Annotated in this window: 17 protein-coding genes and 1 pseudogene; 5 read left to right on the forward strand and 13 right to left on the reverse strand. The window is 50.4% G+C overall.

The annotated features are described in order from the left end of the window. Positions 1-7: 7 nt before the first annotated feature. The 3 genes from DXB73_RS04275 to DXB73_RS04285 form a co-directional block, all read right to left on the reverse strand. Positions 8-673 carry an ABC transporter ATP-binding protein gene (locus DXB73_RS04275; RefSeq protein WP_118359667.1) on the reverse strand — a complete coding sequence of 222 codons (666 nt, stop codon included), beginning with the start codon at positions 671-673 and terminating at the stop codon, positions 8-10. Positions 674-892: 219 nt separating this feature from the next. Then, a complete protein-coding gene (locus tag DXB73_RS04280) occupies positions 893-1,924 on the reverse strand; it encodes a HAMP domain-containing sensor histidine kinase (protein ID WP_118359665.1) in 1,032 nt (343 codons plus the stop codon). After that, a complete protein-coding gene (locus tag DXB73_RS04285) occupies positions 1,921-2,613 on the reverse strand; it encodes a response regulator transcription factor (protein WP_118404199.1) in 693 nt (230 codons plus the stop codon). The genes DXB73_RS04280 and DXB73_RS04285 overlap by 4 nt, the downstream gene beginning before the upstream one ends. 219 nt (positions 2,614-2,832) lie before the next feature. Here DXB73_RS04285 and DXB73_RS04290 point away from each other — a divergent pair, with 219 nt between their 5' ends. From DXB73_RS04290 to DXB73_RS04305, 4 genes are all read left to right on the forward strand, one after another. Further along, a complete protein-coding gene (locus tag DXB73_RS04290) occupies positions 2,833-3,201 on the forward strand; it encodes a helix-turn-helix transcriptional regulator (RefSeq protein ID WP_118690238.1) in 369 nt (122 codons plus the stop codon). A 253-nt stretch (positions 3,202-3,454) separates the two neighbouring features. Continuing rightward, positions 3,455-3,784 carry a plasmid mobilization relaxosome protein MobC gene (gene mobC / locus DXB73_RS04295; protein ID WP_118359661.1) on the forward strand — a complete coding sequence of 110 codons (330 nt, stop codon included), beginning with the start codon at positions 3,455-3,457 and terminating at the stop codon, positions 3,782-3,784. After that, on the forward strand, positions 3,745-5,076 hold the full coding sequence (locus DXB73_RS04300) for a relaxase/mobilization nuclease domain-containing protein (RefSeq protein WP_118690239.1): 1,332 nt from the start codon (positions 3,745-3,747) through the stop codon (positions 5,074-5,076). The genes mobC and DXB73_RS04300 overlap by 40 nt, the downstream gene beginning before the upstream one ends. Continuing rightward, entirely contained in the window at positions 5,073-5,444 is a 372-nt protein-coding gene (locus tag DXB73_RS04305) for a cysteine-rich VLP domain-containing protein (RefSeq protein WP_087171117.1), read from the forward strand. Before DXB73_RS04300 ends, DXB73_RS04305 begins: the two co-directional genes overlap by 4 nt. 153 nt (positions 5,445-5,597) lie before the next feature. On the opposite strand, the gene DXB73_RS04310 is transcribed toward DXB73_RS04305, so the two are convergent. From DXB73_RS04310 to DXB73_RS04340, 7 genes are all read right to left on the reverse strand, one after another. After that, a complete protein-coding gene (locus tag DXB73_RS04310) occupies positions 5,598-5,834 on the reverse strand; it encodes a helix-turn-helix domain-containing protein (RefSeq protein ID WP_118690240.1) in 237 nt (78 codons plus the stop codon). Beyond that, the gene (locus tag DXB73_RS04315) at positions 5,831-6,262 is read right to left on the reverse strand and encodes a sigma-70 family RNA polymerase sigma factor (RefSeq protein WP_118359653.1); all 432 of its coding nucleotides are present in this window, start codon (positions 6,260-6,262) and stop codon (positions 5,831-5,833) included. Before DXB73_RS04315 ends, DXB73_RS04310 begins: the two co-directional genes overlap by 4 nt. A 429-nt stretch (positions 6,263-6,691) precedes the next feature. Further along, entirely contained in the window at positions 6,692-7,594 is a 903-nt protein-coding gene (locus tag DXB73_RS04320; RefSeq protein WP_118690241.1) for a HAMP domain-containing sensor histidine kinase, read from the reverse strand. 11 nt (positions 7,595-7,605) lie between these two features. After that, on the reverse strand, positions 7,606-8,343 hold the full coding sequence (locus tag DXB73_RS04325) for an ABC transporter permease (protein WP_055267780.1): 738 nt from the start codon (positions 8,341-8,343) through the stop codon (positions 7,606-7,608). A 15-nt stretch (positions 8,344-8,358) separates the two neighbouring features. After that, a complete protein-coding gene (locus DXB73_RS04330; protein ID WP_118690242.1) occupies positions 8,359-9,045 on the reverse strand; it encodes an ABC transporter permease in 687 nt (228 codons plus the stop codon). Continuing rightward, the gene (locus DXB73_RS04335) at positions 9,023-9,961 is read right to left on the reverse strand and encodes an ATP-binding cassette domain-containing protein (protein ID WP_118690243.1); all 939 of its coding nucleotides are present in this window, start codon (positions 9,959-9,961) and stop codon (positions 9,023-9,025) included. Before DXB73_RS04335 ends, DXB73_RS04330 begins: the two co-directional genes overlap by 23 nt. Before the next feature lie 96 nt (positions 9,962-10,057). Then, positions 10,058-10,741 (reverse strand): response regulator transcription factor, encoded by a 684-nt coding sequence (locus DXB73_RS04340; RefSeq protein WP_118690244.1) that lies wholly within the window; start codon positions 10,739-10,741, stop codon positions 10,058-10,060. 259 nt (positions 10,742-11,000) lie between these two features. Between DXB73_RS04340 and DXB73_RS15140 the strand changes: the two genes are divergently transcribed. Then, positions 11,001-11,318: a helix-turn-helix domain-containing protein gene (locus DXB73_RS15140; RefSeq protein ID WP_347559518.1), complete on the forward strand. Its 318-nt coding sequence runs from the start codon at positions 11,001-11,003 to the stop codon at positions 11,316-11,318. Positions 11,319-11,378: 60 nt separating this feature from the next. Here the strand turns inward: DXB73_RS15140 and DXB73_RS04350 are convergent, their stop codons facing one another. From DXB73_RS04350 to DXB73_RS14785, 3 genes and pseudogenes are all read right to left on the reverse strand, one after another. After that, positions 11,379-11,579 (reverse strand): transposon-transfer assisting family protein, encoded by a 201-nt coding sequence (locus DXB73_RS04350; protein ID WP_087171110.1) that lies wholly within the window; start codon positions 11,577-11,579, stop codon positions 11,379-11,381. Between the two features lie 2 nt (positions 11,580-11,581). Continuing rightward, a pseudogene (locus DXB73_RS04355) lies at positions 11,582-12,527 on the reverse strand (hypothetical protein). A gap of 4 nt (positions 12,528-12,531) precedes the next feature. Then, positions 12,532-14,892, reverse strand: coding sequence for a YodL domain-containing protein (locus DXB73_RS14785; protein ID WP_243103988.1), 2,361 nt, complete (start codon positions 14,890-14,892; stop codon positions 12,532-12,534). Positions 14,893-14,986 lie beyond the last annotated feature (94 nt).

Below are 14,986 nucleotides of genomic sequence, written 5' to 3' on the forward strand. Positions count from 1 at the left end.
CACCTCCTTATCTCACGATTTTGCCGTCCTCAATCCGTACAATACGGTCGGCAAGCTGGGCAATCTCGCTGTTGTGAGTAATCATTACAACGGTCTGGTGAAATTCTGCGCTGGTGCGCTTGATAAGCCCCAGTACCTCGGCGCTGGTCTTACTGTCAAGGTTGCCAGTCGGCTCGTCGGCCAGCACGATAGCCGGTTTGGTTATCAGGGCACGGGCAATCGCCACACGCTGTTGTTGACCGCCGGAAAGATTGTTCGGCATATTTTTCAGCTTATCTTCCAGCCCCAGCAGGTGAACGATTTCATCCAAAAACTTCTGATCCACCGTGTCCCCGTCCAGTTCCACCGGCAGGACAATGTTTTCATACACATTCAGAATGGGAACAAGGTTATAATTCTGGAAGATAAAACCGATGTTGCGGCGTCGAAAGATAGTAAGCTGCTCGTCGTTCTTTTTGGCCAGTTCCTCACCCCGAACGATCACTGTTCCGCTTGTGGGGGTGTCCAGCCCACCCATCATGTGTAACAGGGTGGACTTGCCGCTTCCAGAGGTTCCCACAACGGCCACAAACTCGCCGTCCTCCACGGAGAAATTCACACCGTCAAGGGCGCGGGTAATATTCGGCTCTGTGCCGTAATACTTTTTCAGGTCAATCGTCTGTAAAACACTCATATTCAAAACTCCTTTCAAGGCTTCTGCCTGTTGATAAGTGTATTGTAAAGTCCAAATGTCCAGGAAATGTTACAGCGGCCAAAAAAATTCATTGAAAATCGGGGCGAATTGTTACGCCGCTCGGACATTTCCGCCGAAAACCTGCCACTGGCAGCTTTATCGGCACACTGTTGCGAAAAGACTTACGGCGGGCAGCCGAGAATGACCGTCCGCCGCATTCTATTTTGTCGGCAGCATAATGGAAAATTCTGAACCCTTGCCCGGCTCAGAAACTACTTTGATGTAGCCGCCCTGCCGTGTTACGATCTCGCGGGCCAGATACAGGCCAATGCCCACGCCCTGTTGATCGTGTACTTCTTCCTCACGATAAAAGCGCCGGAAGATAGCGGCCTGATTACTTTCGGAAATGCCCTTGCCGGTATCGGCTACTTTGATCTCCACATACATTTCCCACAGTACCACCGACACAGCAATTTTCCCGCCTGCTGGGGTGTACTTCACTGCATTGTCCAGCAAGTTAAAGAGGGCTTCGGATGTCCACTTGCTGTCATGGGAAAAGGTCAAATTCTCCGGGCAGTCCACAGATACAGCGATTTTCTTTTTTTCCGCTGCATACACGATCCCACTCATGGCTTGCGCCACGGTATCAAAGAGGCAGGCCGGTTTCTTATCCAACTGGATTACGCCCGTTTCCAACCGTGAGGTTTTCACAAGAGCCTGAAAGAGAAAGTCCAGTTTATCTGTCTGGGTGCGGATTCCGCGGATGAAATCGGTACGCTCCGCCTCGGTCATAGGCTTTTCCAGCAGGGTGTCCGTCGCCATTTTCAGATTGCTTACCGGCGTTTTTACCTGATGGGAAATATCCGATACAAGGGTCTGTAACTCCTGTCGTTCCTCGTCCACCCGGCGACGGTTCTCCTGCATGATCTGGTAAAGCCTTGCCAGCCGGTGTCCGATTCTGGCAAGCTGGGTTTCGCTGTCCTCCGGGCGTTCTGGCGCTTCGTTTCCGGTGATCATGTGGTCTAAGGTTTGGCACAGGTCTACGGTAAACTGCGACAGCCGCTTTCCAAATGCCTGCGTCAGTACAAAGATCCCTGCAAGGGCGCACAGCAGCATCGCTCCGCCCGTCAGCAGCGCCGCCGTCTGTTTTGTCACAAGAAACAGGGCTATGGTGATCCCAGACATGGAGAGGACAAGTCCTATTGCCACCCGGCCAAACAGCCGCTTTACCGAGAGGTTTTGAAACTTCATTTTGCCTCGCCTCCCGTCCATTGATAGCCCATGCCGTAAACGGTCTTGATGTAGGGCGCGCCGCCGTCGGATTCAATCTTGCTGCGAATCCGGCTGATGGAGGTTGTCAGGGTGTGTTCGTCCACATACTTCTCGTCTATATCCCACAGCTTTTCCAAAAGCTGTCCACGGGTCAGCACTTGCCGGGGATTTTTGCGAAACAGGTTCAGCATTTTGTACTCCATCGGGGATAGAGTCAGAGGTTTTCCGTTTAAAGAAGCCGTCTGCTCTGAAAAGTCCAGAAACAGCCGTCCATCGTCATAAATGTCTTTAGCCGGTTTGTGGTGTTCCAGCATGGCGAACATGGCTTTGATTTTTCGCTGCAAGGCTCTGATCACAAAGGGCTTTGTGATGTAGTCCACCGCGCCCACCTCATAACCCCGTATCTGGTCGCTCTCCTGATCGTTGGCGGTCAGGAATATTACGATGGTGTCCGGGTGCTGAGGCTTTATTAGCTTGCACAGCTCAAAGCCGTTCCCGTCCGGCAGGTTGATGTCCAGCAGCACTAAATCAAATTCCCGCTGGCGGATGGCGTCGGCTGCGGTTCTGGCATTTAGGGCAGAAGTCACGCCATAGCCGTCTGCGGTCAGGTTATAGGCCACCATCTTATTCAAAAAACTGTCGTCCTCGACAATTAAAATCTGCTTCATATCCTCACTTCCTTTGCTTTTTGCAGATAGTATAACAGGCAAATGTCCGCGAAATGTTACAGCGGACGGATTTTTCAAAAAAGGGTTTCTTCCTTATTATAGGATAGCCCACTTTACAATACAAGGCGAAAAATATGAATTATAAAGTTTGAGCTATACGCATATAGCAGCATTCCATGAGCAACCTATGAAATATAGAATGTAAGTGGGTGATGCAATATGGCGAATATCAAAGACTGCCCTGGCTTTGAAACCTTCGGTGCAGACATAAAGGCAGCGCGGAAAGCAAAGCATCTCACACGAAAAGACTTGGCGGAAAAGGTAAACATCGAATCCCGGTATCTTGCCAATATCGAGAATGAAGGGACGATTCCCAGCCTGCCCGTCGTGATACAGCTTATCAAGATTTGCGGCCTGCCCGTGGAACACTACTTCAATCCAGAAGTCATGCGGGAGGAAAGCGAAGATCGGAAACGTGTCAGCCACAAGCTGAAACTTTGCCCGGAGCAGTATCTACCAATCGTGGAGGGTGCCATTGACGGGGCCTTGAAAATCAAACAGCCAGAAGAAGAAACGGAGGGTGAATAAAAACATCCTCTGTTTTCTTTTTTATGGGGACGCGCAAGCGCCCTCTTTTTTTGCACTTTTTTCTGTCCAGCGGTCTATTTTGCGGGTAGTTTTGGCGTTTGGGAACGTCTTGTTAGCGGAGAAACAGTAACGTAGCAAGCATAGGAAGTGTAGCCACACTTCCGAAAACCGGCCCGCCCCTGTCCCTGCGGGCCGTGGCCGGTTGCTTGTTGGGGAAAGCCCCAAACCCCTGTTCAGAAAGGACGGTGAATGAATGGCAAACCGAACACGAAACTTTGTGCTGCGCGTCCCTGTGACGCCGGAAGAACGGGCCTTGATCCAGCAGAAAATGGCCCAGCTCCATACGAAAAACTTTTCCGCCTATGCCCGGAAAATGCTGATTGACGGGTATATCGTCCACATGGACACCAGCGACATCCGGGCGCAGACCGCCGAGCTGCAAAAGATTGGCGTCAATGTCAATCAGATTGCCCGGCGTATCAACAGTACCGGGACTGTGTACGCGCAGGACATTGAGGACATCAAAGGGGCGCTGGCGAAGATATGGCAGTTACAAAGATACATCCTATCAAGTCAACGCTGAAAAAGGCGCTGGACTACATCGAGAACCCGGACAAGACCGAGGACAAAATGCTGGTGTCCTCCGTTGGCTGCTCCTATGAAACAGCGGACATAGAATTTGAAATGCTGCTGGCGCAGGCGATCCAGAAAGGCAACAATCTGGCCCACCACCTGATCCAATCCTTTGCCCCCGGCGAGGCCACGCCGGAACAGGCCCATGAGATCGGCAAGCAGCTTGCCGACGAAGTGCTGCAAGGCAAATACTCCTATGTGCTGACAACCCACATCGACAAGGGCCACGTCCACAATCACCTGATTTTCTGTGCTGTGGATATGGTAAACCACCGCAAGTACAATTCTAATCGGCAGAGCTACGCCTATATCCGGCGCACCAGTGACCGGCTGTGCCGGGAACACGGTTTGTCGGTGGTACAGGCCAGCCGGGATAAAGGCAAGAGCTATGCGGAATGGGATGCCGGGCGCAAGGGTAAGAGCTGGAAAGCCAAACTGAAAGCTGCCATCGACGCCGTAATCCCGCAGGCCAAAGACTTTGACGATTTTCTCCGGCTCATGGCGGCGCAGGGCTATGAGATCAAGCAGGGCAAATTTATCTCGTTCCGCGCCCACGGACAGGAACGCTTCACCCGCTGCAAGACGCTGGGTGAGAACTATACCGAGGAAGCCATCACCCGCCGGATCAAGGGGCTGGCCGTGGACAGAGGCCCGAACCGGCAGCGCAAGGGTATCACCCTGCGGATCGACTTGGAGAACAACATCAAGGCCCAGCAGAGCGCGGGCTATGCACGTTGGGCGAAGCTCCAAAATTTGAAGCAGGCCGCAAAGACAATCAACTTCCTTACCGAGCATGGCATAGAGCAATATGCCGAGCTGGAAAGCAAGGTCGCGGAGATCAGCGCGGCCAACGACGAGGCGGCTGCGTCCCTCAAAGATGTGGAACATCGTCTTGGGAACATGGCGGTGCTGATAAAGAACCTCACCACCTACAAGCAGCTCCGGCCCGTGGTGCTGGAATACCGCAAGGCCAAAGACAAGGCCGCGTTCTGGCGCGAACATGAAAGCCAGCTCATTTTGTACGAGGCTGCGGCAAAGGCCATCAAGGACGCCGGGATCACAAGGCTGCCCGATCTGGCCGCCCTGAAAGCCGAGTACCGGGAGCTGGACAAGCAGAAAGCGCGGCTGTACGAACAGTACGGCGAAGTCAAGCGAGAGCTGAAAGAATACGGCATTATCAAGCAGAATGTGGACAGCATTTTGCGGGTGATGCCAGGAAAGGAGCAGGCACAAGAGCTATGAGCATACCGAGAATGAATTACCCTCAATATCGCAAGGCCCGGAAGCTGACGCATGAGTGCTGCAACTACTGTGACGGGAACTGCCTCTTGCTGGACGACGGCGAGGAATGTGTGTGCGTCCAGAGCATTTCCTATTCATTGCTGTGCCGGTGGTTTCGTGCCGCTGTTCTCCCGCTGGATGGGGCGCTGTATGCCGAGATCATCCAGAGCCGGGACAGCGTGAAGCGGTGCGCCGTGTGCGGGGCTGCATTTACACCGAAATCCAACCGGGCGAAATATTGCCCGGATTGCGCGGTTCGGATGCGCCGGAAGCAAGAGGCCGAAAGGCAGCGGAAAAGATACCTGCAAGCTACGCAGTTAAGCCGCTGAATAGGCCGCCACAGCGGGCTTCTGGCAAGCGATTGACGGGGCGGCAATAGGATTGCTCCAATCCCCGCCGAAACGGGATTTGAAATGCGTAGAATATCCCCCATAGGAAAACGCCGGGCGCAGGGCCAGCAGGCCGCCGCGTCCGGCGCTTTCTTATGGGCTGTTCAAGATGGCCCAGATCAGTCTGCTTTGTAATCGGCGCTTCATGTACTCGTCCACCCGCACACGGGGCGAACCGTCCAGATCGTAGAGCGTCCGGGTACAGAGCTTGTCCATGTAGCCCTCATAGTACCACAAGACGCGCTCCACGGCCAGAGGATCACCGGCACGGGCCGCCTCGATCACAGATAGTGGCAACAGCTCCCGCCCACAGAAAGTCGGCTGCTTCATTTCGGTTTCCTCCTTTCGTCCTCCAATCGTTTCCGCAATTCGTTCAGGGCCTTGGTGCGGTGCCGCTGGACGGCGCTGCGGGACATTCCCACAAGACCGCCGATCTCACCGTCTGCCAGCTCCAACACACAATGCAGGATTAAAATGCCTTGCTCCTGTTCCGGCAGGCTGGCAAAGGCGTCGGCCACCAGCTCGTCCCGGATATGTAAGGCATAGCCATAGGCTGTGAATAGGAAGCTGTCACTTGGGTATTCGTCTACTGTGCAGAGCTTGTCCATTTCTTGCTGCGATAAGGCGCTGAACTCGATTTCCCGGTTCCGCTGGCGGCCCAAATCCCGCAGGTGGGTTCTGGCCTCGTTGCGGAGAACGGTTTTGCAGAAAGCGTCAAACCGGCAGCGTTCTCCATAACCATCAGGAGTGTACTTCATCTTCTCACCCCCGATCTGCGGGAGAGTGAGAAGCCGGGGCCGATTGCGTCGCCCCCTGTGTCTATGTTGCTGCGGCAGCTCCGGCCCGCACCGAAATACCGCAGGAAACGACAAAATTCGCCCGGCAGGTCGTAGACCCCACCGGGCGAAAATTAAATTGATATGAAGTTTCCTTACATGGTATAGTTCATACCATTGGCCGGAGCTGCCCCCTGTTGGATACAGGCTTTTTTTAAGAAGTTATGCTTTGGAAAAATAGGGTATATCAGCATGGCGGCTCCCTCCGTGGGCCGCCGATCCTGCGCTGGGCAAAGAGAAGCGGCGGCCTTGATTTCTCAAAGCCGCCGCTGGTTTTATGGGCGTGTCAAAAGGGCTGCTGTACGACGGCTTTTTTTCTTTGCCGTCGCCCGGCAGTTGAAACAATACTGTTTATTTGATTTCCAATGAAATGGTTAGTGTATCATTTTCAATTTTAGCGAACACATTGCCGCCGAGCTTGTCAGTTAATAGTTTTACCACAGCAAGCCCCACTCCTGTACCGCTATTATGCCTTGATTTGTCCCCGGTATAAAATCTTTCAAATAGTCGGTTTGGGTCTATTTCCACCTTACTATCAATGGGATTTTCAATGATAAAAATAGCACTCTTTTCTTTGCCTTGCTTCAAATCAATTTTAATCGATCCAGAGGAATATCGAATAGCATTTATAATAAGATTTTGAAAAATACGTTCTACCATACCATAGTCCGAATGGAGATAAACGGAATGATCTGGCAGACCAATTACAGGAGATATGCCTTTTGCTTCCAATGCTGGGGCGTTCTCTGTGATAAGATTTATCAGCAAATTTGTTAAGTTGAAATCTTCACGCACAGGAGTTACTTCTTTTGCGTCTATTACAGAAAGATCGTAAAAGGTTTGTATCAGCTCTTTCATTCTTTCTGCTTTATTAAAAATGGTTTCTATACGCTGTGTTTGACCTGCTGATAAATTCTCCTTTTTTAATAATTGTAAATGGCCAAGTATTACCGTCAGAGGGGTACGCAAGTCATGTGAAATATTAGCAATGGACTCTTTCAAATACATTTCGTGCCGTAATGTGCTTGCAATGGACTGTCTTTGCTTTTCATTATACTGGTTTAATACTGCGGCCAGTTGTTCTATATCTTTATCAACAAGAGAGATGTCCAGCATCTTTTCCGATTTTCCAGTTGTAAGATCGGTCATTTGTTTCGATAGGTTACGGATTTGTCTTTTGATTTGCACATATTTGAAAAGCACTACTATCAAGACTGCGATAACTAAAATTAACAACAGCTTTATTCCAGACACCTCCCTCCTTGTTATTTGAGTTCACATTTGCGAAAGCTAATCCATGAAAAGGTTATCAAAGCAACTATCCAAACAACGCCAACTAAAATGGCCCATGGCAAAAAATAGGTCACAGAAAAAACCGCTTCCCGTATCTGATAGGTTGCCAAAAATGCAACAGGAAGATCGAACATCATTCCATACCCAAGATAAAGGCTAAGAACAAAAGTGACTAAAGCGGTAACAGCTATTGCTCTTGCAGAGCTTCTTAACCAAAAAACAATCCAGATTGCAATAAGAAAAGTCGCACTGTTCAAAAGCAGAGAATATAAAATCGCCTTACTGACCTGATAACAAAGGTTGCCTGCTTCGGTAATACCAAAGCGGACGCTTTCTCTTATACAACCAGCCACAGGATAAACAAGAGCCATGATATTAAATGCAATTAAGTATGAGATTACTTTAGCAAAGAAAATGGTTTTTCTCGAATGTCCTGCATTGACCTCAAGATCAATCGTCCGACTGGAAAATTCCTGTCCTAAAATCAGAGCTAAAATACTGGATATAATAATCAGGAGAAAGGTTGAATCGTAAACCATTCCATTAAAAATATCTGCGAGGGATGTAGCAGCCCCACCCATAGGCCCCATAGCTTCCGGGACATAAGTATCTGCGGTAAAAAAACCAATCAAAAATATCCCTATTAAACCGCACCAATAAAAGATATTATGTGATAATTGATATTTTTCCATTTTCAGTAAGTTGTTCATTCCCACACCTCCTTGTTATTTCAAATCCGAGCGTCGGAACCACAGATAAGTACCTAAGCATAATGCCAGTACCCATAAAAAATCTGAAAACATGAATTGCCCGCCGGATATGTTGGATTGTTGCAATGCCATAAGCCGAAGCTGGCCCATAGGCAATATTTGTGAGATAAGCTGCGCTTGATCTCCATTCATCAAAAAGACCATTAAGAAAAAGAGTACCATCGGCACAGCCATACTCTTTCCTATATCACGGAAAATGAAGGCAAAGAAAAAAGGTAATAGGCACATTGCAAATTGCGAAGCAATCACCATTACAACTATGCCGATGCTTGCCAATGCTCCTTTAGTGACAAACGTACCAATTATGCTATGTAACAACAGTGGAAAAGACAGGATAACCATGCAGGCGATTTGATGAACTACCAGCTTCGCAAATAGTATCTTTCCGCGTCGATGTCCGGCATTGATATATGATTGTAATGTTCTTCTGCCAAAATCATTTCCAACAAACAGGGCAGAAAAGATGATTGTGAGGAAATATAGGATTGGCATATTGTATATCGAAGCAAAGAAAAGGTTGGATGTTTCCCCAACGCTATCCAGTAACAACACACTACTTAAAAGGAGATTAAACAACCCTATTCCCCAAAAATACCAGCTATGGAACAGCTTATAAAATTCAGCTTTTAGGAGATTTGACATTTCCTGTCCCTCCTATTTTGCTTAAAAAGTAATCTTCTAATGTATCACCGGCCACAGAAAGACCTGTAACGAGAATATGTGCATCTGACAAAGCAGCAGCCACTTTTTCCATATCATCGAGATAATCATATAGGCGAATCATGCCATCTGGCATCAGCTTAAAACTATCTGTGTGTAGCGTTTCTTCCAAAACGATCAGAGCTTTTTGTGGATCAGTTGCCTTTATTGAGATATGCCGTTTGCAACGATCATTTAGTTCTCGATCTGATATTTCTTCGATAATTTTGCCTTTGTCTATTAAAATAAACTCTGATGCTGTCTGATACAGTTCCTCTAAGATATGGCTGGATACCAATATCGTCATTCCGTATTCCTTATTCAAGGACTTTAGCAAATTACGAATTTCCACAATTCCAGCAGGATCAAGCCCATTGATCGGTTCATCCAAAATAAGAAATTCTGGTGTATTTAATAGTGCGATTGCAATACCCAATCGCTGTCGCATCCCCAGCGAAAAATTACGGACAGCTTTTTTCCCGGTATCTTTCAGACCTACCATGTCTAAAGTTTTTTGGATAACTGCTTTGTCAGGGATACCACGTTGGATACGCTGTATCTCCATATTTTGATAAGCGGTCATTGTCGGAAAAAGCGCAGGTGTTTCGATCATGCAACCGATCCGCTTTCTCTGTTCCTGCAATTCCTTTTCGACGGTTTTTCCCCACAACGATAAGGTGCCGCTTGTCGGAAACGCTAATCCTGTAACCAATCTCAAAAAGGTGGTCTTTCCTGCTCCATTTTGGCCTATGAAGCCATAAATTTTTCCTTTTTCAATTTTCAAATCAATATGATCTAAGGCAACTGTGTGCCGGTATTCTTTTGTTAAGTCATGTGCTTCCAAAATAACAGAACTCATGTTGTCATCCTCCTTTACATTTTAGTGTAAGGGGAAATCATAAAGAATTTCTTAATTTCTATTTGGAAACCATAAAAAAAGCATAAAGCCAAGAGCTTACCCCTCGGCTTTATGCAAACGGTATCCAATGCCCCACACAGTATCTATAAACTCTTTATCCGGGCAAATGGCTTTCATCTTGTTTCGCAAGTTGCTAATATGGACATTCAAGGTGTTGTCCTCGCTGATATACTCTGTATTCCAAACACTTTGAAACAAATTCGCCTTTGAGAAGATCTTGTCCGGGTATTTCATAAGCAATTCCAGTATAGCAAATTCTTTCGCAGTTAAAGGTAACTCCGCCCCTTGTAGCATAGCTCTGTTGCCGTCTAAATCTAAAACCAAATCATTGCACTTCAAAGATGACGGCGTGCTGTTTTGAAATTGAATCCGGCGTAAGTTGCTTTCAATTCTGGCGAGAACTTCTTCCATATCGAAAGGTTTTGTAATGTAATCATCCGCACCAAGCCGCAACAAATCAATCTTGTTCTGTGTTGTTTCCTTTGCTGAAATTACTATGACAGGAACCGTTGAGAATTTACGAATATCCGCAAGTATAGTATCACCACTCCGATAAGGCAGCATTATATCAAGCAGAATAAGATCAATCTGATGTTCTTGTATGTAGTCTAACACATGAAGCCCATCATACTGACAAAGCACCTCATATCCATTTCCCTGTAAAAAATCAGCCAGCAATTTGCTGATCTCTAAATCATCCTCAACAATCAAAATTTTCATGTTGTTCTATGTTCACCTGCCTTATGTCAGCATTGCACTACACTTTTTATCTCTAATAGATTTAATTATATTTCCTTTCAGGAGAGAATACAAGGCGTAAAATATGAATTATTAGATGCTAGAAGAACACATTTCTATTGCTGGGTACACTGGAAATATGAAACCAAAAGCCAGTAAAAGCCCCTCCTGTCTACGCATTTAGGGGGCAAAAAGCCCACGGAAATCAAGACTTTTCGGCGGTGGTCGGTGGGGTGGCAGAATGATTTATCAAATACCTGCCGGAACGGACTTTGAAATGCGTAGGAAAATCTTTCCGGCGCTGGTTTTCCTGCCGGTTCTGTGGTATGCTGGAATAAGACAAAAAACGACAGGAGTTGACACGATGGCCGAACAGGAAATGTTACTGGACACTGATACCATCAGGGCCGCCGTCGCCGGTGAGAAGTGGGCTAAAGATAAAGTGATCGAACACTACACCCCCATGATCGACGAGCTGGCCGTTGACGAGGATATGAAGCAGCACCTTATTCTGAAGCTGCTGGAAGAACTGCCACACTTCCCGATGGAACAGGAATAAAAAAGAGCGCCGGACGCAGAGGCATACAGCCCCCGCGCCCGGCGCTTTGCTATGCTTGGATTACTCGTCCGTGAAATGGAACTGCCGCGCTTCAAAGTCGGCGTCGTTCATGGCGTCCAGCTTGTCGGCGGTCTGGCGGGCCAGCGCCGCCATGTCCTCGTCCATGTCCGGCAGAGCGGCCCGGATGTTGGCCGCCGTCCTGCGCCGGTCGCTCTTGTGATACATACAGATCAGGTTTTCTTCCTCCACGGTAAACTGCATTGTCATACCTCCAATTCATTTTTCTTGGTTCTGGCCGGGGCCTTTTTCGGGGCTTGGGCCTGTTTGGTTTCGGATAGCTGCCTGCGGATGGAAGCGCGGGGCCTCCGCACTTCCTTGTCCCGGTTCTCGTCCTTGCCGATCACCGCATACAGGCCGTGCCGATCTTTCATGCCGGTAAAGCACAGGGATTTATAGGGCAGCATGGAAAACAGCCGGTCGGTGTCCTTGCTGGATGCAATCTGCACAAAGTATGGGGACAGCTCCACCATGAAATGCGTCTTGTTGGGGCTGTTGGGGGCGGACAGATCTTTCAGTCCGGCCACGATCCGCTGCGCCTCGGTCAAAATCATGCTGTCATGCAGCGCCGTGACGTGGGCCTTAAAGTCGCCGGGCGCAAGCTGCGCCCGGCCTTTCTGTTCATGCCGCAACAGCTCCCGCAGGTGTTCCGGCTCATTGGACTTGGCCTCATACCGCAGGAACGCCCCCAGATTGGGATCGGGCCGTCCGTCGAAGTACAAGACCGGCGGGCTGCTCCCGGTCGCCCTTTTCATAGTGCAGGATGATGTTGTCGGCCTGTACCGCCTCGGCTGCGACGTGCCGGAAGTGCTGGGGATAGTCCAGCTCATAGAGATTGCCGCGAATGACACCCCGCACCTTGCCGGTCAGCTCCACGGCGTAGGCCAGCACCCGGTCACGGGTCTGCTCCCCGTAAAACTTCCATGTGTTGTGTTGCGCGGTGCCTTGCAGGTACACATCACTTTCCCGGAAACAGTACGTCCCGGACGGGCGGGACATCCACAAAAGCGTCTTGTCCTCGGCCTTATCGCTGGCAGCGGCCCACCCGATGATCTCCTTGTCGATCTCAAAATCGTTGCGATAAAAGGCGGTGTTCTGCCGCATGAGCTGTTCCAGCGCGGCCAGAACATCCACATTCTCAAACCTGTTCATGGTGTCACACCTCCAATTCCTGTGCTTTCTCCCGCTGCGGCGGTTTCTTCTGCTGTTCCTCCTTGGCGGCTTTGAGCTGCGCCCGGATGGACGGTTTTTTCTGTTTCTGCGCCGGGCTCTGGGGCTGCTTGGGCTTTTGGGCCTCTGCCTTGGCTGCCTCGGCCACGTCAAACAAGGAAATCTGTTCCCCGGCTTTGACCTTGGCTTCCAGCTCACTCATGGTCGGGGCATTGTTCAGAACGCCGTCGATCATGTTGTAGTTCTGCTCGGTCGTCATTTCAGCGGCCTTGATGGGGCTTTCCTGCTGGGCGGGAATGGCAAAGGCATCCGTGCCGTTGCCCATGATAAGATACTTGCCGTCCTCGGATTGGTGATGGAAACCATAGGCTGCGGCCTCCAACTGCCCCCGGCTCATGTCGGTTACAAGGAAGCTGCCCCTTGGGGTCTGGATTCTCTCGCCGGTCAGCAATTCCCGTGGTGTAAGCTGCTTTTCCCGCTGCAAGAAGAACTCCGGCACCGGCGTAAAGCCGAAGCTGTCACAGTAGTGGGCTTCCTCCTTGCCGCTGCGGGTCAGCACCACAATGTCGGAAACGGAAAGGCTGTGGCCGGTGAAGTCGGCGGGACGGTCAAGGTTGAATGTACGGTAAATGTCCTCCAGCGTGGTTTTGCCGTCCAGCGGGGCCGTGTAAACCAGATCGTAATTCTGCCGGTCAACGGCCAGCCCCGCTTCCTGCAAGCTCTCGTAAGCCTCAAAGCGATAATCCCGTGTTTCCGGCCCGCCTTTGATCTGGTAGATGGCAAAGATGTCGCCCTGCTCCGGCGCGGCGGCGCTGCGCTCGGCCAGTGTCTTTTCGGCACGTTCCCGCACATCGTCCCGCAGCGGCACCGTATAGAGGGTGGATGCAGAGGAAAAGCCCACGTTATTGAGAACGTAGTCCACATCGGCCTCTTTCAAGGCTCCTGCTGGGTAGTAGTCGGCCCGTGTGGGGGTGTCGCTCACCTTGCCGCTGGCAATATCATGGTTCAATCCCGTTTCCAGATGGGTACAGATTTTGCCGTCCACGGCCAGCGTCACATAGTACCAGCCAATATAACCGCCGGTCTTTTCGTCAGCTCCCTCGTTAAATTCCACATTGAGCAGCGTGTAGGGCTTCAAGCCCTTTTGGGCCGCGATCTCGTTGTCCTTGGCCTCCTGCTGCAACAGCGCAGGCAGGGCCGCTTCCTTGGTGGCCTTGACAATCTCCGGGTTGTACTGCACTAAGGTACGGTTGACACATTCCGTCTGCACCTTGACCGTCTTGGCTTTCGGCGTCAGGTGGTTGCCGTCCTTGTCCATGACCGGCTGACCCTGTTCGTCCAGCTTCGGCATTTCCTTTTTCACCTTGTAGGGAGCCGGAGCCAGAATTTTGATGCCTTTCTCGCCCCGCTTCACATTGCGGTGAAAATCGTCCCGCCACTTGTTGTAACCAGCCACAAGCTGGCCGCCCTGCATGGCGATCAGCAGCGTATTGTTGAAGCTGTAACTGTGGAACTTCGCCATAGAGGTGAGATAGGCTGTGTAGCGTTCACTCTCGAAAAGCTCCTGTATGCCGGTTTCCAGCCGGTCGGTGATTTCTTTCATGCGGTCGGCGCTGTTCTGGCTGTTGAGAATAATGGGGACGACGGGCGGCGGGGCCGCAGCTTCGGCGGTGGGCGCTACCTCTGGCTGCACCGTCCGGGCCGGGGCCTCGTCCCGCAGAATTTCCGGCGCGGGATAGGCCATCACACGGTATTCCTCCGGCACCGGCTGGCCCTCATGGACACGCTGCCACTCGTCGCCGCTTTTCACCAGATAGCCGTAATCGGTGAAAACACCATGCTCCGTATTGGCAATATGCAGGCCGAAACGGGGCAGGAAAATTCCCGCTTTCCATTCCTCCGGCATATCCACCATGCCGGAACGGTTCAGGTAGTAGTCACCCAACTGGCCCGTGCCGGTGACATCCGGCAGATGCACAAAGTAGTCCACGTTGTCGGGGTAGTCGATAATCTGACCGATACTGTGAAAATCGCTCTGCGGGCTTGTCAGGGCGGCGTTCAGCTCCGCAAGCTCGGCAGCGTCCAGCTTTTCCAGCCTCGCGGCAAGGAAGTTCAGCTCTTCCACATCGGCGGACAGCACCAGATCGCAGGGCAGCTTAACGGGACGCTCCTGCGGGCTTCGGTAGCCGTACAAGAAAAAGTCCTGCGGATTGTCGGCACTGATCCCGATTTCCCGCAGGGCTGCTTGCAGCTTTTCGGTTGTGGTCGGCAAAGAAAACCAAAGGCCCTCTTTGCCTTGCTTATAACGCTGTCGGTTATGCAGCAGGATAGAAAATACTTCGCTCATTTGTCGCTCCTTTCTGAAAAATGGCATAAGAAAAGCAGGAAACCTTTGAAAGATTTCCTGCTAAACCTTTTAATTGAAATATCAATAGAATGGT

It is taken from the genome of Clostridium sp. OM05-6BH, assembly GCF_003481635.1.
Lineage (GTDB): Bacteria > Bacillota > Clostridia > Lachnospirales > Lachnospiraceae > Butyribacter.

What these genes read in the sequence shown, in the direction of transcription:
- DXB73_RS04275 (WP_118359667.1), bottom strand. Translation starts at nt 673, where the DNA reads ATGAGTGTTTTACAGACGATTGACCTGAAAAAGTATTACGGCACAGAG.
- DXB73_RS04280 (WP_118359665.1), bottom strand. Translation starts at nt 1,924, where the DNA reads ATGAAGTTTCAAAACCTCTCGGTAAAGCGGCTGTTTGGCCGGGTGGCA.
- DXB73_RS04285 (WP_118404199.1), bottom strand. Translation starts at nt 2,613, where the DNA reads ATGAAGCAGATTTTAATTGTCGAGGACGACAGTTTTTTGAATAAGATG.
- DXB73_RS04290 (WP_118690238.1), top strand. Translation starts at nt 2,833, where the DNA reads ATGGCGAATATCAAAGACTGCCCTGGCTTTGAAACCTTCGGTGCAGAC.
- mobC (WP_118359661.1), top strand. Translation starts at nt 3,455, where the DNA reads ATGGCAAACCGAACACGAAACTTTGTGCTGCGCGTCCCTGTGACGCCG.
- DXB73_RS04300 (WP_118690239.1), top strand. Translation starts at nt 3,745, where the DNA reads ATGGCAGTTACAAAGATACATCCTATCAAGTCAACGCTGAAAAAGGCG.
- DXB73_RS04305 (WP_087171117.1), top strand. Translation starts at nt 5,073, where the DNA reads ATGAGCATACCGAGAATGAATTACCCTCAATATCGCAAGGCCCGGAAG.
- DXB73_RS04310 (WP_118690240.1), bottom strand. Translation starts at nt 5,834, where the DNA reads ATGAAGCAGCCGACTTTCTGTGGGCGGGAGCTGTTGCCACTATCTGTG.
- DXB73_RS04315 (WP_118359653.1), bottom strand. Translation starts at nt 6,262, where the DNA reads ATGAAGTACACTCCTGATGGTTATGGAGAACGCTGCCGGTTTGACGCT.
- DXB73_RS04325 (WP_055267780.1), bottom strand. Translation starts at nt 8,343, where the DNA reads ATGAACAACTTACTGAAAATGGAAAAATATCAATTATCACATAATATC.
- DXB73_RS04330 (WP_118690242.1), bottom strand. Translation starts at nt 9,045, where the DNA reads ATGTCAAATCTCCTAAAAGCTGAATTTTATAAGCTGTTCCATAGCTGG.
- DXB73_RS04335 (WP_118690243.1), bottom strand. Translation starts at nt 9,961, where the DNA reads ATGAGTTCTGTTATTTTGGAAGCACATGACTTAACAAAAGAATACCGG.
- DXB73_RS04340 (WP_118690244.1), bottom strand. Translation starts at nt 10,741, where the DNA reads ATGAAAATTTTGATTGTTGAGGATGATTTAGAGATCAGCAAATTGCTG.
- DXB73_RS15140 (WP_347559518.1), top strand. Translation starts at nt 11,001, where the DNA reads ATGATTTATCAAATACCTGCCGGAACGGACTTTGAAATGCGTAGGAAA.
- DXB73_RS04350 (WP_087171110.1), bottom strand. Translation starts at nt 11,579, where the DNA reads ATGCAGTTTACCGTGGAGGAAGAAAACCTGATCTGTATGTATCACAAG.
- DXB73_RS14785 (WP_243103988.1), bottom strand. Translation starts at nt 14,892, where the DNA reads ATGAGCGAAGTATTTTCTATCCTGCTGCATAACCGACAGCGTTATAAG.